At 63.6% G+C, this 21,093-nt stretch carries 23 protein-coding genes and 1 tRNA gene; 8 read left to right on the top strand and 16 right to left on the bottom strand.

The window, feature by feature from the left end; translation table 11 throughout:
* The 9 genes from LB520_RS15870 to LB520_RS15830 all read right to left on the bottom strand — a co-directional run bounded on the left by LB520_RS15870 (window position 1) and on the right by LB520_RS15830 (window position 8,042).
* Complete coding sequence (locus LB520_RS15870; protein WP_224584604.1) at window positions 1-732, bottom strand: SDR family oxidoreductase; 732 nt, start codon at window positions 730-732, stop codon at window positions 1-3.
* A 16-nt stretch (window positions 733-748) separates the two neighbouring features.
* Complete coding sequence (locus tag LB520_RS15865; RefSeq protein WP_224638103.1) at window positions 749-1,195, bottom strand: MaoC/PaaZ C-terminal domain-containing protein; 447 nt, start codon at window positions 1,193-1,195, stop codon at window positions 749-751.
* 8 nt (window positions 1,196-1,203) lie between these two features.
* Window positions 1,204-2,277 (bottom strand): Gfo/Idh/MocA family protein, encoded by a 1,074-nt coding sequence (locus LB520_RS15860; RefSeq protein WP_224638102.1) that lies wholly within the window; start codon window positions 2,275-2,277, stop codon window positions 1,204-1,206.
* Window positions 2,270-2,599, bottom strand: coding sequence for an L-rhamnose mutarotase (locus LB520_RS15855; RefSeq protein WP_135886830.1), 330 nt, complete (start codon window positions 2,597-2,599; stop codon window positions 2,270-2,272). The genes LB520_RS15860 and LB520_RS15855 overlap by 8 nt, the downstream gene beginning before the upstream one ends.
* Window positions 2,600-2,609: 10 nt before the next feature.
* A complete protein-coding gene (locus tag LB520_RS15850) occupies window positions 2,610-3,722 on the bottom strand; it encodes a mandelate racemase/muconate lactonizing enzyme family protein (RefSeq protein WP_224638101.1) in 1,113 nt (370 codons plus the stop codon).
* A 1-nt stretch (window position 3,723) separates the two neighbouring features.
* Window positions 3,724-4,821, bottom strand: a complete 1,098-nt coding sequence (locus LB520_RS15845; RefSeq protein WP_224638100.1) for an ABC transporter ATP-binding protein — start codon at window positions 4,819-4,821, stop codon at window positions 3,724-3,726.
* Between the two features lie 5 nt (window positions 4,822-4,826).
* Complete coding sequence (locus tag LB520_RS15840) at window positions 4,827-5,693, bottom strand: carbohydrate ABC transporter permease (protein ID WP_224531480.1); 867 nt, start codon at window positions 5,691-5,693, stop codon at window positions 4,827-4,829.
* Between the two features lie 2 nt (window positions 5,694-5,695).
* On the bottom strand, window positions 5,696-6,592 hold the full coding sequence (locus tag LB520_RS15835; protein ID WP_224638129.1) for a carbohydrate ABC transporter permease: 897 nt from the start codon (window positions 6,590-6,592) through the stop codon (window positions 5,696-5,698).
* Window positions 6,593-6,725: 133 nt separating this feature from the next.
* On the bottom strand, window positions 6,726-8,042 hold the full coding sequence (locus LB520_RS15830; protein ID WP_224638099.1) for an ABC transporter substrate-binding protein: 1,317 nt from the start codon (window positions 8,040-8,042) through the stop codon (window positions 6,726-6,728).
* Between the two features lie 165 nt (window positions 8,043-8,207).
* On the opposite strand from LB520_RS15830, the gene LB520_RS15825 reads away from it, so the two are divergent.
* Together LB520_RS15825 and LB520_RS15820 are read left to right on the top strand one after the other, a co-directional pair.
* Entirely contained in the window at window positions 8,208-8,996 is a 789-nt protein-coding gene (locus LB520_RS15825) for an IclR family transcriptional regulator (RefSeq protein WP_224638098.1), read from the top strand.
* 64 nt (window positions 8,997-9,060) lie between these two features.
* Window positions 9,061-9,897, top strand: coding sequence for an amidohydrolase family protein (locus tag LB520_RS15820; protein WP_224638097.1), 837 nt, complete (start codon window positions 9,061-9,063; stop codon window positions 9,895-9,897).
* Between the two features lie 40 nt (window positions 9,898-9,937).
* Here LB520_RS15820 and LB520_RS15815 read toward each other — a convergent pair whose 3' ends face one another.
* Genes LB520_RS15815 through LB520_RS15805 form a run of 3 tightly spaced genes read right to left on the bottom strand, consistent with a single transcriptional unit; the run spans window position 9,938 to window position 12,798 of the window.
* A complete protein-coding gene (locus LB520_RS15815; RefSeq protein WP_224638128.1) occupies window positions 9,938-11,062 on the bottom strand; it encodes an extracellular solute-binding protein in 1,125 nt (374 codons plus the stop codon).
* 20 nt (window positions 11,063-11,082) lie between these two features.
* The gene (locus tag LB520_RS15810; protein WP_224638096.1) at window positions 11,083-12,243 is read right to left on the bottom strand and encodes a CaiB/BaiF CoA transferase family protein; all 1,161 of its coding nucleotides are present in this window, start codon (window positions 12,241-12,243) and stop codon (window positions 11,083-11,085) included.
* 3 nt (window positions 12,244-12,246) lie between these two features.
* Window positions 12,247-12,798: a MaoC family dehydratase gene (locus tag LB520_RS15805; RefSeq protein ID WP_224638095.1), complete on the bottom strand. Its 552-nt coding sequence runs from the start codon at window positions 12,796-12,798 to the stop codon at window positions 12,247-12,249.
* A gap of 69 nt (window positions 12,799-12,867) precedes the next feature.
* Between LB520_RS15805 and LB520_RS15800 the strand changes: the two genes are divergently transcribed.
* Entirely contained in the window at window positions 12,868-13,170 is a 303-nt protein-coding gene (locus LB520_RS15800) for a hypothetical protein (protein ID WP_224638094.1), read from the top strand.
* Window positions 13,171-13,205: 35 nt separating this feature from the next.
* Here LB520_RS15800 and LB520_RS15795 read toward each other — a convergent pair whose 3' ends face one another.
* Complete coding sequence (locus LB520_RS15795) at window positions 13,206-13,562, bottom strand: hypothetical protein (protein WP_224638093.1); 357 nt, start codon at window positions 13,560-13,562, stop codon at window positions 13,206-13,208.
* A 492-nt stretch (window positions 13,563-14,054) separates the two neighbouring features.
* Between LB520_RS15795 and LB520_RS15790 the strand changes: the two genes are divergently transcribed.
* Window positions 14,055-14,513, top strand: a complete 459-nt coding sequence (locus tag LB520_RS15790; protein WP_224638092.1) for a YbhB/YbcL family Raf kinase inhibitor-like protein — start codon at window positions 14,055-14,057, stop codon at window positions 14,511-14,513.
* A gap of 63 nt (window positions 14,514-14,576) precedes the next feature.
* Window positions 14,577-15,077: a DUF6496 domain-containing protein gene (locus LB520_RS15785; RefSeq protein ID WP_224638091.1), complete on the top strand. Its 501-nt coding sequence runs from the start codon at window positions 14,577-14,579 to the stop codon at window positions 15,075-15,077.
* A gap of 22 nt (window positions 15,078-15,099) precedes the next feature.
* Here the strand turns inward: LB520_RS15785 and LB520_RS15780 are convergent.
* A tRNA-Ala gene (locus LB520_RS15780) sits at window positions 15,100-15,175 on the bottom strand.
* 161 nt (window positions 15,176-15,336) lie between these two features.
* Complete coding sequence (locus LB520_RS15775) at window positions 15,337-15,732, bottom strand: TIGR02300 family protein (protein ID WP_224545357.1); 396 nt, start codon at window positions 15,730-15,732, stop codon at window positions 15,337-15,339.
* Between the two features lie 196 nt (window positions 15,733-15,928).
* On the opposite strand from LB520_RS15775, the gene aroA reads away from it, so the two are divergent.
* The 3 genes from aroA (at window position 15,929) to rpsA (ending at window position 20,086) form a co-directional block, all read left to right on the top strand.
* Window positions 15,929-17,287 carry a 3-phosphoshikimate 1-carboxyvinyltransferase gene (gene aroA, locus LB520_RS15770; protein WP_224638090.1) on the top strand — a complete coding sequence of 453 codons (1,359 nt, stop codon included), beginning with the start codon at window positions 15,929-15,931 and terminating at the stop codon, window positions 17,285-17,287.
* A gap of 256 nt (window positions 17,288-17,543) precedes the next feature.
* A complete protein-coding gene (gene cmk / locus LB520_RS15765; RefSeq protein ID WP_224545355.1) occupies window positions 17,544-18,194 on the top strand; it encodes a (d)CMP kinase in 651 nt (216 codons plus the stop codon).
* 194 nt (window positions 18,195-18,388) lie between these two features.
* The gene (gene rpsA / locus LB520_RS15760) at window positions 18,389-20,086 is read left to right on the top strand and encodes a 30S ribosomal protein S1 (RefSeq protein ID WP_224638089.1); all 1,698 of its coding nucleotides are present in this window, start codon (window positions 18,389-18,391) and stop codon (window positions 20,084-20,086) included.
* A 120-nt stretch (window positions 20,087-20,206) separates the two neighbouring features.
* Here the strand turns inward: rpsA and LB520_RS15755 are convergent, their stop codons facing one another.
* On the bottom strand, window positions 20,207-20,914 hold the full coding sequence (locus LB520_RS15755) for an SDR family NAD(P)-dependent oxidoreductase (RefSeq protein WP_095769360.1): 708 nt from the start codon (window positions 20,912-20,914) through the stop codon (window positions 20,207-20,209).
* Between the last annotated feature and the right edge of the window lie 179 nt (window positions 20,915-21,093).

The following is a 21,093-nucleotide window of genomic DNA, read 5'->3' as shown; positions in this document are numbered from 1 at the left end:
TCAGATCGACCAGCCGCCGTCGATATTATAGGCCTGTCCTGTCGTGTAGGTGGCGCCGGCCAGGTAGACCGCAAGGTCGGCGATCTCCTCCGGCGTGCCGATCCTGCCCATCGGCTGGCGGGAGATGAAGGCCGCGCGCGCCGCCTCATAGTCGCCCTGCGCCTGCATGCGGCCCTGAAGCGAGGGGCTTTCGACGGTGCCAGGGCAGATGGCGTTGCAGCGGATTCCTTTAGCGACGTAGTCGGCGGCAATCGATTTTGTCAGGCCGATCACGGCCGCCTTGGTCACGCCATAGGCGAAGCGGTTCGGCACGCCCTTCGGGGCGCCCGCAACCGATGCCATGTTGATGATCGAACCGTCGCCGCGCTCCAACATGCCGGGCAGCACGGCGCGGATGGTGCGGATCATGGCGCGCACATTGAGGTTGAAGGCAAAGTCGAGATCCTCATCCTTCATCTCCAGGATCGAGCCGGCATGGACGAAGCCGGCGCAGTTGAACAGCACGTCGACTTGGCCGATTTCGGCGAAGGCCGCCTTCACCGCGTCCTCGTTCAGCACATCGAGTTTTCGCGTCGTAATACCGGGCGTCTTGCTGAGTTCGGCCAGGGCCGTCTCGTTGATATCGGTGGCGTGGACGATGGCGCCGGCTTTGGCGAAAGCCAGCGCGCTTGCCCGTCCGATGCCCTGCGCGGCCGCCGTGACCACCACGACCTTGCCAGTGATATCCGCCATGTTTTTGTCTCCGTGTTCAGCCGGGCCGTCGCTCGACGATATAGATGTGATCCGCCGCCAGCACGACCTCGTCGCGCTGGTTCAAAACCTCGACGCGTTCGATGATGCGTCCCTCGTTTGGCCGTTTCGGGTCGTCTTCCTTGGCGGCGATGGTTGTGCGCGTGCGGATCGTGTCGCCGATGAAGACCGGCTTGATGAAGCGCAGGCGGTCGTAGCCATAGGAGAAGGCGACGGGATTGACGACGCTCGCCGTCAGCCCGACGCCGACCGAGAAGACCAGCGTGCCATGCGCGATGCGCTGGCCGAAGGGCGTGGTCTTCATGAATTCGGCATCCATGTGATGCGGGAAAAAATCGCCGGTGTGGCCGGCATGGACGACGAAGTCCGTCTCCGTGATGGTGCGGCCGCTGGTGAGGCGCGACGAGCCGATCTCGTAGTCCTCGAAATAGGTGGTCTGTTCCATGTCCGGCCTTACGGCTTTGCGGCCAGCGGCGTCGCCGGCGCGGCACTCGATTTATAGGCGGCCTCGACCAGCGCCATTGTGTGCCAGGCGTCCTCGACGGAGCTGACCAGCTCCGCGTCTTCGCCGGATGCGAAGCGCTGGACATTGGCCATGCGGCCGACAAAGGCATCGGGGAACCATTCGCCGGCGAGCGGCACGGTGACCCACTCCGACCCGCCTTTCGGATAGATTTCCAGAATGTCCGGCTCGCCGCGCGGATAGTCGAGGTTGAGGCCGAGCTTGACATAGGCCGCGCCCTCGGTGCCGCAGATGCGGAACTCGCAAGCCTGATGGCGACGCCCGAATTTGTGGTCGTGGTTGATCGAGAGCGCGCAGCGCACCGTATCGCCATAGTCGAGGATGGCGCTGGTGCGGGTCTGAGCGACCTTGTGATTGGGATGGCCGAGCGTCTTGGCATGCACGCCAAGCGGATTGCCGAGAAGCTGGCGGATCAGGTCGAGATAGTGGATCGAATGCATGGCGATCTCGACGCGCGGCGCCTTGAGCAGGAATTCCCAGAGCTGCCAGGGCGTGTCGAGCGCCAGAAGCGCGTCGAAATCGACGACCTCGCCCAGCCATCCACGGGCGATGGCGTCCTTCAGCGCCAGCATCATCGGCGCGAAGCGGAGCTGGAAATTGACCGCCGCCTTGAGCTGCTTGGCGCGGCAGATTTCGAGGATCTCCGTCGCCTCGCCGAGATAATTGCCCATCGGCTTCTGGATCAATGCCACGGCGTCATCCGGCAGGGCCTTCAGCACCTCGGCATGGCGGCCCGGCGGCGTAGCGAGGTCGAAAATCGCGTCCGTCACGGCGGCCGCTTCCTTGACCGAACGGAACGCCGTCACGCCCCATGTCTCAGCCAGTTTTTGCGCCTTGGCCTGATCCGGATCGTAGAGGCCGGAAATCGGGAAGCCGGCCTTACGATAGGCGGGAAAATGCGCGTCGCCGACGATCGAGCCGGCGCCGAACGTCACGATCGAGCGCGGTTTTAAAGGCTTCGGCCAGGACTGCGCCAGCGATGCCGGATCGAAGGCATCAGTCATAATGGAAGACCTCGTCCATCGAGGCCCACCACTCGCCTTCCTTCCGCGTCTCAAGCGGCTCCTGACAGGGCATGCAAACGGACCACCATTCCTGCGTCTTCGGGTCGGCGGCCATCTTGGCCATGTCGGCGGCGTAGTCGGTGCCGTGATATTCGAAATAGGAGAAAAGCAGGTTCTCCGGCCGCTTCAGGTAGATCGAATAGTTCTTGATGTTACAGGCCGAGATCATGGTCAGCACGTCCGGCCAGACAGCAGCGTGAAGGCGGACATATTCTTCGACCTTTTCGGGCTTTAGGCCCAGCACCATTCCCATCCGCTGCATATCCGTCTCCCTATTTCGCGATCGCCGTGGTGAACTCGGCCATGCTCTTTGCCTTCACGGCGTCCCAGTCCCAGTCGATGCCGATGCCGGGCTCACTGGGCGCCAGCGCATGGCCATTCTCGATGCGCATCTTGTCGCCCGTCAACTCGTCGAGTTGCGGAATATATTCGACATATTTGCCGTTCTGGATGGCGCAGACCAGGCTGACATGCAGTTCCATCAGGAAATGCGGGCAGACCGGCATGTCGAAAGCCTCCGCGGCGTGGGCGACTTTCAGCCAAGGGGTGATGCCGCCGATGCGACCGGCATCGACTTGGACGATGTTGCATGCACCCTTCTGCATGTATTCGCGAAAATGCCTTATCGAATAGAGCGACTCGCCGACCGCGATCGGCGTCGCGGTCGAGTTCGACAGCCGCACATGGCCGCCGATGTCGTCTGCCGGCAGCGGCTCCTCGATCCAGGCGAGATCGAGATCGCGCAACCGCTCGGCGCGGCGGATCGCCTCGTCGACGGAAAAGCCCTGATTGCAGTCGGTCATGATCTCGTAGCCGTCGCCGACCGCCTTGCGCACTGCCGACAGCCGCGCGACGTCCTCAGAACCGTGCGGCTTGCCTATCTTCACCTTGGAGCCGGCAAAGCCCTTGGCCTTCGCTTCCAGTGAATCGTCGACCAGTGCCTGCGTCTCGATATGCAGCCAGCCGCCCTCTGTCGTGTAGAGCGGGCAGCGGTCCTTGGCGCCGCCGGCGAGCTTCCAGAGCGGCAGGTTCTGTTTTCTCGCCCGCAGGTCCCACAAGGCGATGTCGATGGCGGCGAGCGCGATCGCGGTGATGGCGCCGATGGTGGTGGCGTGGGTGGCGAATTCGAGCTCGTGCCAGATCGCCTCGATCTGGTCGGCGTCGCGGCCGATCAGGCGTGGCGCAAGATAGTCGGCCAGAAGCCGCATCACCGACGAGCCGCCGGTGCCGATCGTGTAGCTGTAGCCGGTGCCCGATGCGCCGTCGGCATCGGTGATGGTGACAATCGGCGTCTCCTGGCTGACGAAGCTCTGGATGGCGTCGGTGCGCTTCACCTTCGGCACGAGGTCGACCATGCGCAGCTCGATTTTCTCGATTTTCGCCATGTCAGCTCCTCAGCGACTTGCCGGTTTCGGCGGAGAACAGATGCGCGCGGTTGAGGTCGAAGCTCATGCCGATCCTGTCGCCGGCTTTCAGCGGCTTGGGATTGAGCATGCGCGAGACCCAGTCGGTGCCGTTGAATTCGGCGAAGACCAGCGTTTCGTTGCCGAGCGGCTCGGTGATGCTGACCGGCAGCTCGATACGATGGACTTCCGCTTCGCCGCCGGAGCTCAGGCCGTGGCCGGTCGGATAGAAATCATCGGGACGGATGCCGAACACGACCTTGTCGCCGGCAGCCGTCTTCGACTTGAACTGGCCGGGCAGCGGCAGGCTGTCGCCGCCGCTGAACATCAGTCGCCCGCCGCTCACCGTCGCCTGGTGCAGGTTCATCGGCGGCGAGCCGATGAAGCCGGCGACGAAGTGGGTCGCAGGCCGGCTGAACACCTCGTCCGGCGTGCCGACCTGTTCTATATAGCCGGCGCGCATGATGACGATGCGGTCGGCCAGCGTCATCGCCTCGACCTGGTCGTGGGTGACATAGATCACCGTCGACTTGACCTTGGCGTGCAGCTTCTTGATCTCGGTACGCATCTGCGTGCGCAGCTTGGCGTCAAGGTTGGAGAGCGGCTCGTCGAACAGGAAGACATCCGGATCGCGCACGATGGCGCGGCCCATGGCGACGCGCTGGCGCTGGCCACCCGAGAGCTGCGAGGGGCGGCGCTCAAGCAGCTCGTCGAGGCCGAGGATGGCGGAGGCTTCGGCAACGCGCCGGTCCATGTTGTCCTTGGCCGCACCCGCGATCTTGAGCGAGAAGCCGAGATTCTCGCGCACCGTCATGTGCGGATAGAGCGCATAGGACTGGAACACCATGGAGATGTTGCGCGAGCGCGGCGGCAGGTCGTTGACCGTGCGGCCGCCGATATCGATGTTGCCGCCGCTGATATCTTCCAGCCCGGCGATCATGCGCAACGTCGTCGATTTGCCACAGCCGGAAGGGCCAACCAGCGCGATGAATTCGCGGTCGGCGATATCGAGATCGATGCCATGCACAATCTCCATATTGCCGTAGCGCTTGGTGAGCTGTTTCAGCGAAACCGTTGCCATGGAAATCAACCTTTCACCGCGCCGGAGGTCAGGCCACCGACGAGGTGTTTCTGGACGATATAGGTGAGGGTCAGCGCCGGGATGATCATCACCACGGCCAGCGCGCACATGCCGCGCCAGTCGATGGTGAACTCGGCCGTATAGTCGAGTAGGCCGACCGGCAGCGTCTTGGAATTGACGGAACGAGTGAGCTGCGAGGCCAAAGCGAACTCGTTCCAGCAGGTGAGGAAGGCGAAGATGGCGGCCGAGGCGATGCCCGGACGCGCCAGCGGGAATTCGACCTGCCAGAACGCCTGCCAGCGCGTGCAGCCGTCGATCTGGGCTGCTTCGGCAAGGTCCTTCGGAACCTGGCGGAAGAAGCCGTCGATCAGCCAGATAGTGAACGGCACGTTGAGCGCGACATAAGCCAGGATCATGCCGATATGGGTGTCGATGATGCCCAGCCGCACATAGAGGAAGAACAAGGGCAGCGAGAGCGCGATGCCGGGCACGGTGCGCGTCAGCATCAGGCCGAGGAACATGCCCGACTTGCCGCGGAAGCGGTAGCGCGCAAAAGCGTAGCCGCCAGCCATGCCGATGGCCACCGCGATCACCGTCGAGGTGACCGAGATGATCAGCGAGTTGCGGAAATAGTCAAGCACCGGGATGCCGCCTTTGCCGATGCCGCTGAACATGGCGACATAAGCGTCGACGGATAGCTGCTGCGGAATCCAGACCGGCGGCTTGGCCATGATCTCGACCGTCGGCCTCAGCGACGACAGCACGATCCATATGCCCGGGAGGCAGATCACCAGCATGGCGAGGAATAGGCCGACACGGTGCGCGATAGTCAGCGCGCGGCGCGTGAGGCGGGCGGAGGCGTTCTCGTCCATTCTCACCACTCCGCGCCGATCTGCGCGCGCGCCGCGGCGAGCTTGTTGTAGAAATAGACGGTGAAGGCGATCGACAGCAGGATCGAGAAATAGGCCATCGCATTGGCGAGGCCCATGCGGGCATCGCTGTAGGCGGTGCGCCCGACCAGCGTCCACAACAGCTCGGTGCGGCCGGCCGGGCCGCCATCGGTCATGATCTTGACGATGTCATAGGCGCGCGCGACATCGAGCGAGCGGATCGTCATGGCGATGTAGGCGAAGGGCATGACGAAGGGCCAGGTGACATAGCGGAAGGTCTGCCAGGGCGTGCAGCCATCGACGCGCGCCGCCTCGATCGGCTCCTTGGGCATGGCGAGCAGGCCGGCCAGGATCAGAATCGCGAAGATCGAGGTCGACGACCAGATCTCGGCGATCGAGATGGCGATGAAGGCGAGATGGCCTTCGATCAGCCAGGGGATGGCGTCCTCAGTGATGCCCAGCGACTGCAGCGCATTGTTCACCAGGCCGATATTGTCGTTGAACATGAATTTGAACTGGAAGCCGACGAGGATCGGCGAGAACATCATCGGGAACATCATCAGCGTGCGCAGGATGCGCTGGCCGCGCGTTGCCTTCTCGACCAGCATGGCCAGGCCGAGGCCGAGCAGCATCTCGAGGTTCAGCGCGATGGTGAGCAACAGAACGGTGCGGCCGAAGGCCCACCAGAAATCCGCATTGGTGAGGATCGACAGATAGTTCCTGAAGCCGACGAAGACGAAGAAGGTCTCGGGCCGCGTCAGGCGGAAGGGCGTGAAGCTGGAATAGAGCGACAGGATCAACGGTAGCACCACCACAGCCGTCAGCACGACCATGGCCGGAAGCAGCAGCAGGAACGGCGCGGATGGCTTGAAGTCCTTCATCAGGATCCTGTGGTGTATTGCATTCATTTCGGGCCGCCACGGGCATGGCCCCGGCCGGAGCGGAAAGTCAGCGGCGACAAGACGCTGTCGCCTCCCCCATTCACGATGGGGGAGGCAGCCTTGGGAGTGCTGCTTAGAGCTTGCCGGCGTCCTGAAGGATCTGCGTCGCCTTGGCGGCCGCCTCGTCCAGAGCCTGCTTGGACGTCTTGTCGCCAAGGATCGCCGCCTGCAGCTCCGGGTAGACGGCGTTGGAGATTTCGATCCATTCAGGCGTCTGCGGCACGGCGAAGGCGTGCTTGGCTTCCTCCTGGAAGGCGGCGAGGACCTCCTTCTTGTACGGATCGTTCTCAGCCTGCTTCAGGTCCCAGTCCCAAACCGCGGTGCGGGTCGGCAGCGGGCCGGCGGCGGCTTCCAGCTTCTGGCTGTCCTCATTGGTCAGCCACCACGCCAGAGAGGCGGCGGCTTCCTTGTTCGGGCAGTTCTCGGTCACTGAGAAGCCATGGAAACCCGACCAGCCGGTGCGCTTGCCGGAAGACCCCTTGGGCGCGACCTTCACGCCGACATTGCCGGCGACCTTCGAGGACTTCGGGTCGTTGAAGAAGCCGGCCCAGCCCGGCCAGTCGAGGTTGATCGCCACGGTGCCCGAGGCAAAGCCTTGGCCGAGATCGTCCCAGAGATAGTTGGTGGTGCCGGCCGGCACGGCCTTGGCCTTGTAAAGATTGACGAACCAGTCCAGCGCACGGATACCGGCCTCGGAGTTGAAGACGGGCTTGCCGTCCTTGTCGAGATATTCGCCGCCCTCGGCGACCACCATCTCATAGAAGCGGCCGTTGATCGCCTCTTCCTTTCCGGCGAACTGCGTGCCGTAGAAATTGGGCGGGTTGGCGAAGAACTCGGCCTGGTCGGTGACTTCCTTCCAGGTGTCCGGCGGCGCAAGGTCGTAGCCGTATTTGGCCTTGAACTTGGCCTTGTTGTCGGCCTTCTCGTAGAGGCTCTTCTGGTAATAGAGCGCTGAGACATCGAACTGCGCGCGCGGCAGCATTTCCAGCTTGCCGCCGATGGTCGCGGCCTTGATCGTCGAGGGCACGAAAGCGTCGATCTCTTCCTTCGGCAAGAGCTTGCTGAGGTCGGTGTAAAGGCCCGTATATTGCGGCGCGAAGGACGAATGGTTCCAGCCGACGCACCAGTTGGTGCTGCCCGAGGCGATGTCGGACTTCAGCTCCTTGTCGATATCGAAGCCGTTCTTCTTGGTCAGGATGTTGACCTTGGCGCCGGTCGCCTTCTCCCATTCGGGGATGCGCTCGTAGAGCTTTTCATATTGCTGGCCGCCGATCAGCTTCACGTCGATCGTCACGCCCGGAAATTTGCCGGGCAGATCGGCCGAAAACGCAGTGCCGCTCAACAGCAGGCCAGCCAGGCCGGCGGAAATGCCTCGAACCAGTCTCGTCATGTTCTCCTCCCATGGGCTCGTAGCGACGGCCTGCCGAGTGCGCGACCGATCGCTTGAGCTTCATTCATATGCAAATAGCATTTTCATTCCCGGGTCAAGCCGATTGTGCTTCCAGCGGAATGAAGTTCATGCATATATGCAGATCGAAATTCACTGGAGGGACGGGTGGCAGAGGAAGAAGACGGGGACCGCTACCGCGCGCCGGCGCTGGACAAGGGGCTGGATATTCTCGAGCTGTTGTCCAGCGTGGACGGCGGGCTGACGCAGGCGGAGATCGCCAAGCGGCTCGACCGCAGCCCGAACGAGTTCTACCGCATGCTCGACCGCCTGGTGCGGCGCGGCTATGTCACCAAGATCGACGGCGACCGTTACTCGCTGACGCTCAAGCTCTTCGGCCTCGCGCAATTGCACGCACCGGTTCGCCGGCTGGTGTCCTATGCGACGCCGATCATGCGGGAGCTGGCCGAAACCTCATCGCAGGCCAACCAGCTGGTGGTGTTCGACCGGGGCGCCGCCGTGGTCATTGCGCAGCAGGAAGCGCCGCGGTATTGGGGCATCTCGATCCGCGTCGGCTCGCATATCAGCCTGTTCGACACCGGTTCCGGCCATGTGCTGCTTGCCTTCCGCTCGCCCGAGGAGCGCAAGATGATGATCGCCGAGCATCTGCAGAGCACCGAGCATCTCGACCTGACGCCGGAATTCTTCGCCCGCCTCGACCAGGTGCGCGACCGCGGTTACGAGATGATGGCGTCGCTGCAGACCGCCGGCGTCTACAATCTTTCGACGCCGGTGCTGGGGCCGGACGGCAGAGCCATCGCGGCGCTGACCATTCCCTACATCACCTTGGTCAACGCGCCCACGGCGCCGGACATCACACTGACGATCCGGCATCTGCAGGATGCAGCGGCAAGGCTCTCGCAGCTCGCCGGATCGGATGTGCCACAATCGTCGTAATTTCTTATTTGAATAATAGATTTTTCGGCGAGATAGTGTCGGAAGCCGGGGAGGATACGCCGTCATGATCATCGACACACATCTGCATCTGATCGACCAGAGCGCGCTTCGCTATCCGTGGCTGGCCGGCGTGCCGGCGCTGAACCGCGATTTCTCCTATGCCGAATATGCCGCCGATGCGCGGCGCTCAGGCATTGAAGCCGTGTTGCATATGGAGGTCGACGTAGACCCCGCCGACATGGCCGCCGAGACGGCGCACGTCAAGTCGATCGCCGGCCAGGCGGGCAGCCTAGTCAAGGGCGCGATCGCCTCCTGCCGGCCCGAGGAGGCCGGTTTCGAGGCTTATCTGGAAACGGTCAAGGCGGAGCCGTTCGTCAAGGGTTTCCGCCGCGTGCTGCATGTCGTTCCCGACGATGTCTCGGAAGGCGCGCTGTTTCGCCAGAACATCAAGCGGCTGGCCGGCACTGGCCTGACATTCGATCTTGTGGTGCTGCCGCATCAGATCCCAAAGGCAATGGCGCTCGCCGACCTCGCGCCCGACGTCCAGTTCGTTCTCGATCATTGCGGCGTGCCCGACATCAAGGGCAATGCCGAGCATCCGTGGCGAGAGCATATGGAAGCAATCGCCAAGCGGCCCAACGTCACGGCCAAGATCTCCGGCGTCGTCGCCTATGCCGATCCGGCAACCTGGACGGTCGAGACGCTCCGGCCCTATGTCGAGCACACGATCCGGTGCTTCGGCTGGGACCGGGTGATCTGGGGTAGCGACTGGCCGGTCTGCACGTTGGGCGGCGGGCTGACGACCTGGGTCGCCGCCACGCATGCGCTGCTGGCCGGTGCAAGCGATTCAGAGCGGACCCGCCTGCTCTCGGGCAATGCACGCCGGCTGTGGCGGATATAGACGTCAAGCTCGCCGAGCGTCGCGGCGGCGATCGGCACATCTAGCCGGCGGCTGGCGCGAAACTCTCCCGGAACAGGCGATTGATGTCAGCGACGACATGGCCGGCGTCCTGTCGGCCGGCAAGGCCTTCATTGATGCGGTCCGAAGCCAGCTGCTGGAAGGCCATGTAGCCGTCATGGCGAGGGCGGACCCAGGCGCCCTCGAGTGTCGCCCGCGTAGCGCGATAGAAGTCGCCGGTCACGGCGTTGACGGCATCGTCCTCCCAGGCCGCGGCGTGGCCGGGCTGGCCGCCTGCGGCAGCATAAGGGCCGCGCTGCACGTCGCCGCTGGCGATCCAGTAGGCGAAGTCGATAGCCGCCTCGCGCGCGGCGGAAAAGGCTGAGACGGCAATGCCGGTGCCGCCAAGCGCCGAGCCGACCGGGCCGTTGCCGCTGGCGACCGGCATGTCGGCGAAGGCGAGGCGGTGCGGGCGGAAACCCGCCACCGCATAGGGAACATAGCCATAGATCAGCGGCGCGCAGGCGATACGGGAATTGGCTTCCGCCATCCTTTCGAACACCGCGATCGGATCCATCGTCAGGCATGCGGGATCGACGAGCGCCGCGATCTCGCGCAGCATCTCGAAAGCGGTTTCGCCGGTCTCGGCGTCAACAAGGTCGGCCGGACCGTCGACGATGCATGGCCGGCCGAGATCGGCGGCCAGAGTGTAGAAGCACATCAGCGAATGCGGCGGCCGAAGCGGCAGGAGCACGCGGCCCTGCTCGGCAAGCGCCAGCACCTCGGTCCAGATCGCCGGCGCGGCTTCGATCAGATCGGGCCGCCAGGCCTGCACCTGGGTCGCGGCGTCGATCGGGAAAGCCCATTGCCGGCCCTGCCAGCTATAGCTCGGATAGGACTGGCCGACGCTTGCCGCAGCCAGCGCTTCGCGTTCCGCCTCGCGTCCGGGCACATCGAGCGGCGCAAGGCATTTCTCGGCGGTGATCTGGCCGACATGCGGGTGGTCGATAACGATCAAATCATAGGCGCGGGCGAGTTCTTCCACCGGGAAGGATTCGAAATCCTGCAGCGAGCGTTTTTCCCATTCGATCGAGACGCCGGTCCTTTCCTTCCACAGCGCCGAGCATGCCACCATCGGGTCGTAGCCGCGCGGATGGCTCCAGGTCATGCCTTTCAACGAAATATCGCTCACAGGCCGAACTCCGCGCGGATTTTTTCGCTGTGCTCGCCGATCCGCGGGGCGGCGCGATCCACCTTGGCGCGCGCGCCGTCGACGCGCAGCGGCGAACGCGTGGTGAGGATCGAGACATTGTCCTCGCGGGTCACGGTCTGCAGCATGTCGAGCGTCTTGAAGCCGTCGCTCGCCATCAATTCCGGCCAGATCAGCACCTTGGCGCACCAGACGTCGGCGGGCTCGAGGATGGCCAGCCATTCGTCGATGGTCTTTTCCGCGATGCGTTTGGCGATGATCGCCTTGATCTCGTCGCGGGCGGTGAACCAGGTCTCCGGCTTGTCGCGGAAAGGGTCTAGCTCGGGCAATTCGAGCAGGTCGGCTATCTTCGGGATCGGCGTCATGGCAATCGCCAGGTAGCCGTCCTTGGCCGGATAGACGCCGTAAGGCGCCGAGAGATAGGCATGGGCGCTGCGGAAGGACGAGCGCTTAGGCAGGCGGCGACCGTCATTGAGGTGCGTGGTCAGCACTTCGAACTGGAAATCGACCAGCGCCTCGAGCAGGCTGGTCTCGACATGGCCGCCCTCGCCCGTGATGCCGCGCCGCACCAGCTTGGCGAGGATGCCTTGCGCGCAGCCGGCGCCCGCCAGCATGTCGGCGATCGCCAGGCCGAACGGCACCGGTCCCTGCTCCTCGTCGCCGTTCAGCCACATCACGCCGGAACGAGCCTGCGCGAGCAGATCCTGCCCAGGGCGCTTTACCCATGGCCCTTCCTCGCCATAGCCGCTGATCGAGGCGTAGACGAGCCGGGGGTTGATCGTGCTGACATGCTCATAGTCGAGGCCGAGCCGCTCAATGACGCCCGGCCGGAAATTCTGGATCAGCACGTCGGCCTTGGCGACAAGACCGCGCAGCGCGGCGAGGTCGGCTTCGTTCTTCAAATCGATGGCAAGGCTTTCCTTGCCGCGGTTGATGGCGTGGAAAATGGTGGAATCGCCGCCGATCTCGGTGTCGCTGAGATAGAGCCGGCGCGAAAGGTCGCCGCCATCGGGCCGCTCGATCTTGATGACGCGCGCGCCGAGGTCGAGCAGGCGCAGCGAGCAGTAGGGTCCCGACAGGAACTGGCTCATGTCGACGACGACGAGGCCGGTCAGCGGAAGTTCTTTATCAGCGGCCACGGTTCACTTCTCGGTCTTGCCGACAAAATCGGCCGGGTTCTTGTATTTCACGGTCTGCAGATGCTCGCAGTAGAGCACCAGCTCCCCTTCACCCTTGAAGACTTCATAGCTGGCGCGGATCAGGCCCATATCCTGGTAGCGCGGCTTTTTGTCGAGGTTGGTGCGGATCGAGTAGATGGTGTCGCCGATGAAGACCGGCTTGATGAAGCGCAATCTGTCGTAGCCATAGGAAAACGCGTTGATGCAATTGGTGGCAACGAGGCCGAGCCCGGCCGAAAAGACGAAGGCGCCCGCCACCAGCCGCTTGCCGAAGATACCTTCCTTCTCGGCGAACATCTGGTCCTGCACGTAAGGATGGATGTCCAGCACCAACGCGTTGAACATATGGCTTTCGCCCTCGGCGATGGTGCGGCGAAGCGAGCGGATTTTGTGGCCTGGCTGCCAGTCCTCGTAGAACCAGTTTTCCGAATTCCAGACAGGGATGTCGGCATGCGCCTCAGGCATGTCGGCGGGATGCGTCGAGGCGACACCGACGGTCGGCGAGAATGCGCTCATGATCCTCTCCGGCAGCTTCCGGCGCGGCCTGCAAGGCGGTTCCGGGCGCGGTGCCGGATGGCGAGATGCATGGTCGCTTTCCTCCCACAGTTTTCTTTTGTGAATAATATTTTCACATATGGGATTGCCTTGCAAGCGACGATCGACGAAATTTTTCGCAAGGCCGGCACCAGAGGAGCCGCCGGCGACGCCAGGAAGATCGATGCAAAGCGCCTGTCTTGCCTTTGTTGGCAGCCTCAATCGCGAGGCGCCCTACTTCCAGGGCGTGGCGTCTACGACGAGGCGACGCTCGCCGTGCAGAAGCTTGCCGAGACCGACGAGGTCGGAACGCCGATGTGCGTGCGGATCATCGGGGACCGGCTTCAATCCTAAACTTAGCGAGTGGAGTTCTTAGCGACTGACTTTGCTCACTGGCCGATCCGCGCGAACGAGCCTGTATAGGTCTGACCGGCAAGCGCGTAGGTGACGTTGAGCGTTCCCGGCGACGCCATCGTGGCGGTGATATCGGCGCCGTTCGGCAGGCGCCCGAGCTTCAACGTGCTGCCGACGATCCTGCCGGAGCCGTCGGCGACGCCGGGCTTGTTGTCGGCCAGATCGCCCCATGCGTAGCTAGCCGTCACCTGCCCGCCTGAAGACACGGTCAGGATCGCCAGCTTGCCGTCATACATGCCGTTGAGCTGCCCCGCCCATATGCCGGAGAATGCGGCGTATCTGGCGGGAACGCCCTTGCCGGGTGGAACGACCGCAGCCGCCTCATCCAGCACCGCCGAATTCGGTGAGGCCGGAGCGGGAGCGGCGGCCGGAGCGGGTTGCGGGTCAGCAACAGGCTGTGTGTCCGGGGTCGATTGACAAGCAGCAAGCGCGGCTGCAATGCAAAGCATCGGCAAGAGATTGTTTTGTCGCGCAAGCAGCCCGGATCGAACACGTCCCTGCGCCGGATTTCCACCCAAAGCCGGAATTCTCATAAGCATCCCTCTGACAGGAAGCCCTTAGCCTAGTTGCGGCCACCAGCATAGGGATTTCCTCCGGCGCTTGTTTCGCCGGATACGAGCTGCGTTCGCTTCCGTTGGAGCAGCTTTCCCGACATCTCGACTTGCAGGCATCCATCGACGCTCCGTCGCGGGCATGATGCCGGAACTCCCGCCAATGCCCAGCGTTCCAAAAGAAACCAGTAGCGAGCGCGCTCCGCCGATCCGAGCAAAGATCGTTCGTGAATTCTTTCGAGAAGAACGCGATAGGTGCACGGAGTTCCAGCCATGGCTTTCACGATAGAGAGTCCAGCCTTTGAAAACGGCCAGACCATTCCCGAGCCCTATGTCCGCAACGGAGGCAATTTGTCGCCTCCCCTGCGGTGGAAGAACGCGCCGGCCGGGACCAAAAGCTTCCTGCTCGTCGTCGAGGATCCCGATGCGCCGCGCGGCATGTTTCGCCATTGGGCGGTCTACGACATTGCCGCCGGGCGAGACCGCTTGCCGGAAGGCACCGCTGGACCGGAAACTTTCCACCAAGCCGTGAACGACTTCGGCAATGCCCATTATGACGGTCCCCAGCCGCCAAAAGGGCACGGCGTTCACCACTATCACTTCCGCCTTTCAGCACTCGACGTTGAGGCGCTGGAACCCGGCGGAGAACCGGAAATCGCGAATCTTCTGGCCCAGGCGGAGCCGCATATGATCGCCACTGCCGACCTCGTCGGCACATATGAAAGCCGCTGATGCGCGATCCGACGCATCCTGTCGGCATTCGATCATGCCCCCGTTCGAACGAGGAGAAAGACAATGCCGGACAAGAAAACCATCGAAAAGGCGCGCGAGGACAAGCGCGAAGGCAAGTCGGCAAGCACGCAGGCCGGTGAATTCGTTCACGCGGAAATCGACAAAGTCCGCAAGGGCAAGCATGGCGCCCGCTCCACCAAACAGGCGATCGCCATCGGCCTTTCGGAGGCGCGCCGCGCGGGCGTCGACCTGCCGCCTCCGAAGAAAGGCGATGTGAAGGAGAGCACGCGCAAGAGCGCCAAATATGCTTACGAGGCAGGCCAGGGCGAACGGAAGCCGAAGCGCCAGCCGAAGGTCTCGAAGGCGGTGTCGAAGGTGCTTGAGGGCGAGCCGAAGAGCACCGCCTCCCACAAGGCTCTGTCGAAGCAGGCCAAGAGCGCCGCAGCTGGTCGCACAGCCGAAGAGCAGTCGGCGGCGGCAAGGAAGGCCGCGCAGACCAAAGGCGCAGCCGGACGATCGGCTGCAGCGCGCAAAGCAGCCAGAACCCGCGCCCAGCGCGGTTAGAGCAATTTCAGGAAAGACTGTTTGGTGGAGCCAATCGGAATCGAACCGACGACCTCTTGAATGCCATTCAAGCGCTCTCCCAACTGAGCTATGGCCCCACTCCCGGCAGTCGGCCGGCGCCGTTTCCGGCGAAGAGATCCGGCGCGATTGGGAATCGCGCCGTCGTTTAGTGCTGGCGGCTTCTAGCGCCGCCTTCGGTCAAGATCAAGCCTTGAAAAGCCGCTTTTTCGTCACAGGCCAAAATGGCCGGCAAACGAACTCAGACTTCGTCATCGTCGTCGCCGACGCCGATCATATCGGCGACGTCATCGTCCTCTTCCTCTTCGTCGGCAAGGAAGGTGTCGTCTTCATCGTCGCCGAGATCGACATCCTCTTCATCGTCGCCAAGATCTGGAAGGTCGTCGCCGCCGCCCTTCACCTCGTCATCGGCCTCCTCGAGCGAGACGACTTCGGCGCCTTCCTCTTCCTCGGCGTCCACTTCCTTCTCGGCGACTTCCTCATCTTCCTCGAGGGCGGAAATCTTGCCTTCCTCGAAATAGGAGCGTGGATAGCTCTTGCCGGTATAGGGCGAGACGATCGGGTCTTTGTTGAGATCGTAGAATTTCCGACCCGTTTCGGGGTCGACACGCTTGGTGCCAAGTTCAGCTTTTGCCACAGCAGGCCTCGTCAATAAAAGAGTGGTCCCCATAACGGCAGTTTTGAGCGCTGTCAAAGCCAAAAGCCGGCATTGTAAAATGCTCGTATTCGAAGGCCTCGCACAAGGGGATGACCATTGCAACGCACCGTGATACGAGACCGCCGCAGCATGACGAACCGAGCCGGTCAGCCGGCATTTCATTTGGAAGACAAGGATGTCTCACTCCGCCGCCGCTAAGCCGGCCACGGCCCGCAAATCCCCTGCCCTTGCCGGCACCGCGCGCGTGCCGGGCGACAAGTCGATCTCACACCGCTCGTTCATGTTCGGCGGCCTTGCCTCCGGCGAAACCCGCATCACCGGCCTGCTCGAAGGCGAGGACGTGATGCGCACGGGCGCCGCCATGAAGGCGATGGGCGCGCATATCGAAAAGAACGGCGGCGAATGGGTCATCCGCGGCACCGGCAACGGCGCGTTGCTGCAGCCTGAAGGCCCGCTCGACTTCGGCAATGCCGGCACCGGCTCGCGCCTCACCATGGGGCTCGTCGGCACCTATGACATGGAGACGACCTTCATCGGCGACGCCTCGCTTTCGGGCCGGCCGATGGGCCGCGTGCTCGACCCGCTGCGCCAGATGGGCGTGCAGGTGCTGAAGGCCGCTCCCGGCGACCGCATGCCGATCACGCTGCGCGGCCCGAAGCATGCAGCACCCATCACCTATCGCGTACCGATGGCATCCGCCCAGGTGAAGTCGGCGGTGCTGCTTGCCGGCTTGAACACTCCCGGCATCACCACGGTGATCGAACCCGTGATGACGCGCGACCATACCGAAAAGATGCTGAAGGGTTTCGGCGCCAACCTGAGCGTCGAGACGGATGAGCGCGGCGTGCGCCACATCTTTATCGAAGGCCAGGGCAAGCTCACCGGACAGACGATCGCCGTGCCAGGCGACCCCTCCTCTGCCGGCTTCCCACTGGTCGCGGCGCTGGTCGTGCCGGGTTCGGACATCGTCATCGAGAACGTGCTGATGAACCCGACCCGCACCGGGTTGCTGCTGACCCTGCAGGAAATGGGCGGCAAGATCGACATCCTCAATCCGCGCAATGCCGGCGGCGAGGACGTGGCGGACCTGCGCGTGCGCTCCTCGGAGCTGAAAGGCGTGGTGGTGCCGCCCGAGCGCGCGCCCTCGATGATCGACGAGTATCCGGTGCTGGCCGTCGCCGCGAGCTTCGCCGAGGGCGAGACGCTGATGCAGGGGCTGGAGGAATTGCGCGTCAAGGAATCGGACCGTCTGGCGGCGGTCGCCAGGGGCCTGGAGCTCAACGGCGTCGACTGCTCCGAGGGCGAGGCCTCGCTCGCCGTGCGCGGCAGACCGGGCGGCAAGGGACTGGGCGCTCATCCCAACGGCCCCGATACGGCGGTGAAGACGCATCTCGACCACCGCATCGCCATGAGTTTTCTGGTGATGGGCCTAGCCACCGAGAAGCCGGTGACGATCGACGACGCCAACATGATCGCGACGAGCTTTCCGGAATTCATGGGGCTGATGAAGGGGCTGGGCGCGGAGATTGGGTGAGGTCGATGGGTTTAAGCCAAACTGAAACGCCGGCGGGACAGCGCCCCCCTCTGTCCTGCCGGACATCTCCCCCTCAAGGGGGGAGATTGGCGGCTTTGGCGTTCCGCTCAATCCTGCAACACAGACAATTGGCGAAAGCCGCGATGACGGCTGATCTCCCCCCTAGAGGGGGAGATGTCCGGCAGGACAGAGAGGGGCGCGAAGGATCGCGGCGTCCGTCTTATTCAGCGCGTCTTCCGATCGCTGTGCCCGTCCAATGAGCACCCCCTTCACCATCGCCATCGACGGGCCTGCCGGTGCCGGCAAGGGCACACTCGCGCGCCGGCTTTCCGACCATTACCGGCTGAACCTGCTCGATACCGGCCTCACCTACCGCGCGGTCGCTCACAAGCTGCTCGAACTCGGCCTGCCGCTCGACAATGTCTCGGCGGCGGAAACCGCTGCGCGTCAGGTGGACCTCTCCAACCTCGATCGCACCGTGCTGGCCGCGCATGCGGTAGGCGAGGCGGCCTCCAAGGTCGCGGTCATTCCGACCGTACGGCGCATCCTGGTAGAGAAGCAGCGGGCCTTCGCCAAGGCACCGCCGGGTGCTGTGCTCGACGGCCGCGACATCGGCACGGTGGTGTGCCCCGATGCCGACATCAAGCTCTATGTCACGGCAAGCGCCGAAGTGCGCGCCAGGCGCCGGCTGGCCGAGATCGAGAGCATGGGCGGCAGCGCCGATTTCGCCACCATCCTTGCCGATATCGAGCGCCGCGACGAGCGCGACATGGGCCGCGCCGACTCGCCGCTGAAGCCGGCGGCAGACGCGCACTTGCTTGATACCAGCGAAATGGCTATAGAAGCCGCGTTTCTGGCGGCGATGGCGATCGTTGACGACGTCCTTGCCAAGAGAAACAAGGCCTGATCAGATTTTTCGATTGCCGTTGGCGGCGAAAATACCCATATCGGGCACGAACCAGCCTGCCAGCATTCTTCATGCGCCGGACTTGCCGCCTGAACAGCGGCCAAGGGCTTTCAGCCCGGAACGCCGGCAGGCTCACGCAACGCTAACCCACGGCGCCCGCCCCGCTTGAAGACCGGGGTATTCCAGGAGAAACAATGTCAGTAGCTAATCCGTCTCGCGACGATTTCACGAGCATGCTCGAAGAATCATTCACCGCCGGCCATTCCGGCGAGGGCCAGGTTGTCCGGGGCACGATCACCGCGATCGAAAAGGACATGGCCATCATCGATGTCGGCCTCAAGGTCGAAGGCCGCGTGCCGCTGAAGGAATTCGGCGCCAAGGGCAAGGAATCCTCTCTCAAGGTCGGCGACACCGTCGAAGTCTATGTCGAGCGCATCGAGAACGCGCTTGGCGAAGCCATGCTGTCGCGCGAGAAGGCTCGCCGCGAAGAGAGCTGGGTGCGTCTCGAAGAGAAGTTCACCAAGGGTGAGCGCGTCGAAGGCGTCATCTTCAATCAGGTCAAGGGCGGCTTCACCGTCGACCTCGACGGCGCCGTGGCGTTCCTGCCGCGCAGCCAGGTCGATATCCGCCCGATCCGCGATGTCACCCCGCTGATGCATAACCCGCAGCCCTTCGAGATCCTTAAGATGGATCGCCGCCGCGGCAACATAGTGGTGTCGCGCCGCACCGTGCTCGAAGAGAGCCGCGCCGAACAGCGTTCGGAAATCGTGCAGAACCTCGAGGAAGGCCAGGTGGTCGAAGGCGTGGTCAAGAACATCACCGACTACGGTGCGTTCGTCGACCTCGGCGGCATCGACGGCCTGCTGCATGTCACCGACATGGCCTGGCGCCGCGTCAACCATCCGACCGAGATCCTCAACATCGGCCAGACGGTCAAGGTGCAGATCATCCGCATCAACCAGGAAACCCACCGCATCTCGCTCGGCATGAAGCAGCTCGAGTCGGATCCGTGGTCGGATATCGGCACCAAGTTCCCGATCGGCAAGAAGATCAAGGGCACCGTCACCAACATCACCGACTACGGCGCGTTCGTCGAGCTGGAGCCGGGCATCGAGGGCCTCATCCACGTTTCGGAAATGTCGTGGACGAAGAAGAACGTGCATCCCGGCAAGATCCTGTCGACGACGCAGGAAGTCGACGTGGTGGTGCTCGAGGTCGATCCGGCCAAGCGCCGCATCTCGCTCGGCCTCAAGCAGACGCTGGAAAACCCGTGGCAGGCTTTCGCCTCGAGCCATCCGGTCGGCAGCCAGGTCGAGGGCGAGGTCAAGAACAAGACCGAGTTCGGCCTGTTCATCGGTCTGGAAGGCGACGTGGACGGCATGGTGCACCTCTCCGATCTCGACTGGACCCGTCCGGGCGAGCAGGTCATCGAAGAGTACAATCGCGGCGACATGGTCAAGGCGCAGGTGCTCGACGTCGACATCGAGAAGGAGCGCATCTCGCTCGGCATCAAGCAGCTGGCCCGCGACACTGTCGGCGAAGCGGCCAGCAGCGGCGAGCTGCGCAAGAACGCCGTCGTCACCTGCGAGGTCATCGGCGTGAAGGATGGCGGCCTGGACGTGCGGCTGGTCGACAGCGGCATCGAGACCTTCATCAAGCGTTCGGACCTTTCGCGCGACCGCGACGAGCAGCGCCCCGAGCGCTTCACCGTCGGCCAGAAGGTCGATGCCCGCGTCATCGCCTTCGACAAGAAGACCCGCAAGCTGCAGGTCTCGATCAAGGCGCTGGAAATCGCCGAGGAGAAGGAAGCGGTCGCTCAGTACGGCTCGACCGACTCCGGCGCTTCGCTGGGCGACATTCTGGGCGCCGCGCTGAAGAAGCAGGGCAACTAAAGCCTTCCGGGAAAGCCGTTTGCGGCTTTCCCTCGGAACTGCGTAAGCCCTTTGGCGAACAGCAAAAACCCCGCCGGAGCGATCCGGCGGGGTTTTTCTATTGCCTGGATTTCTGTGCGGTCAGGCGCGTCCGTAGAGCGGCACCAGCGTACCGCTCATCGCGAGGTTGGCGGGCGAGGCGAGGTAGGCGATCGCTTCCGCCGCGGCCTCCAGGCTGACCCATTTGGCGAAATCGGCATCGGGCATGTCGGCGCGGTTGGCGGGCGTGTCGAGCGTCGAGGGCGCCACGGCGTTGACGAGGATGCCCTTGCCCTTCAACTCCTCGGCCATGGCCACAGTCATCGCCGCGACCGCCGCCTTGCTTGCGGCATAGGCAACCATGCCGGAGCCGCGCCTCGGATCGAGTCCGGCGCGCGCGGTGACGTTGACGATGCGGCCGGCCGTGTTGGAGTCCAGCATCGAGCGCACCGCGGCGCGGCTGCACAGGAAAGCCGTGCGTGCGTTGGTGTCCATCATCTCGGCGAAGGAGGCCGACTCGATCTTTTCGACCGGCGCCATGGTGAAGCCGCCGGCAAGGTGGATCGAGGCCCAGAGTTCGGGAACCTGATGGTAGAAGGCCTCGACCTTGGCCGAATCCGACAGGTCGACATTATGCGCCAAATGCACGCTGGCATGGGCTGCGTAAGGAAAATGCGGCGGGGCCGCCGCGTGGGCATTTGGCACGTGGCAGATCGCGCCTTGCTCCAGCAGTCTGCCGACAACCGCGCCGCCGAGCGCCCCAGTGCCGCCCGTCACCACGACATGCCTGCCATTCAGCGTTTCCGTCATACCTAGACCGCTCCTGTCATTTTTTTATGATTATATCTTGGGTTATGCCGCCCCAGGCTCGAACGTCGCGCCTTTCGCGCTGTCACTCAATTGAAATATCGACATGGCTGGCGCAGCGTCTTTGCATGCGTCGGACCTTGGCGGGCGGCATCGATTTGCCGGCGCCGAAAGGGGTCAAC

The sequence above is a fragment of the Mesorhizobium sp. CA12 genome, from assembly GCF_020165255.1.
GTDB lineage: Bacteria > Pseudomonadota > Alphaproteobacteria > Rhizobiales > Rhizobiaceae > Mesorhizobium.
Note: the sequence above shows the minus strand (reverse complement) of the source record. Positions and strands in the feature narration are given on the sequence as shown.

Excerpts from the sequence above, each read along its gene's own strand:
- LB520_RS15845 (WP_224638100.1), bottom strand. The coding sequence starts at position 4,821 with ATGGCAACGGTTTCGCTGAAACAGCTCACCAAGCGCTACGGCAATATG.
- rpsA (WP_224638089.1), top strand. The coding sequence starts at position 18,389 with ATGTCAGTAGCTAATCCGTCTCGCGACGATTTCACGAGCATGCTCGAA.
- LB520_RS15785 (WP_224638091.1), top strand. The coding sequence starts at position 14,577 with ATGCCGGACAAGAAAACCATCGAAAAGGCGCGCGAGGACAAGCGCGAA.
- LB520_RS15790 (WP_224638092.1), top strand. The coding sequence starts at position 14,055 with ATGGCTTTCACGATAGAGAGTCCAGCCTTTGAAAACGGCCAGACCATT.
- LB520_RS15800 (WP_224638094.1), top strand. The coding sequence starts at position 12,868 with ATGGTCGCTTTCCTCCCACAGTTTTCTTTTGTGAATAATATTTTCACA.
- LB520_RS15815 (WP_224638128.1), bottom strand. The coding sequence starts at position 11,062 with ATGACCTGGAGCCATCCGCGCGGCTACGACCCGATGGTGGCATGCTCG.
- LB520_RS15840 (WP_224531480.1), bottom strand. The coding sequence starts at position 5,693 with ATGGACGAGAACGCCTCCGCCCGCCTCACGCGCCGCGCGCTGACTATC.
- LB520_RS15830 (WP_224638099.1), bottom strand. The coding sequence starts at position 8,042 with ATGACGAGACTGGTTCGAGGCATTTCCGCCGGCCTGGCTGGCCTGCTG.
- LB520_RS15755 (WP_095769360.1), bottom strand. The coding sequence starts at position 20,914 with ATGACGGAAACGCTGAATGGCAGGCATGTCGTGGTGACGGGCGGCACT.
- aroA (WP_224638090.1), top strand. The coding sequence starts at position 15,929 with ATGTCTCACTCCGCCGCCGCTAAGCCGGCCACGGCCCGCAAATCCCCT.
- LB520_RS15860 (WP_224638102.1), bottom strand. The coding sequence starts at position 2,277 with ATGACTGATGCCTTCGATCCGGCATCGCTGGCGCAGTCCTGGCCGAAG.
- LB520_RS15820 (WP_224638097.1), top strand. The coding sequence starts at position 9,061 with ATGATCATCGACACACATCTGCATCTGATCGACCAGAGCGCGCTTCGC.
- LB520_RS15835 (WP_224638129.1), bottom strand. The coding sequence starts at position 6,592 with ATGAAGGACTTCAAGCCATCCGCGCCGTTCCTGCTGCTGCTTCCGGCC.
- LB520_RS15855 (WP_135886830.1), bottom strand. The coding sequence starts at position 2,599 with ATGCAGCGGATGGGAATGGTGCTGGGCCTAAAGCCCGAAAAGGTCGAA.
- LB520_RS15865 (WP_224638103.1), bottom strand. The coding sequence starts at position 1,195 with ATGGAACAGACCACCTATTTCGAGGACTACGAGATCGGCTCGTCGCGC.
- LB520_RS15805 (WP_224638095.1), bottom strand. The coding sequence starts at position 12,798 with ATGAGCGCATTCTCGCCGACCGTCGGTGTCGCCTCGACGCATCCCGCC.
- cmk (WP_224545355.1), top strand. The coding sequence starts at position 17,544 with ATGAGCACCCCCTTCACCATCGCCATCGACGGGCCTGCCGGTGCCGGC.
- LB520_RS15850 (WP_224638101.1), bottom strand. The coding sequence starts at position 3,722 with ATGGCGAAAATCGAGAAAATCGAGCTGCGCATGGTCGACCTCGTGCCG.
- LB520_RS15870 (WP_224584604.1), bottom strand. The coding sequence starts at position 732 with ATGGCGGATATCACTGGCAAGGTCGTGGTGGTCACGGCGGCCGCGCAG.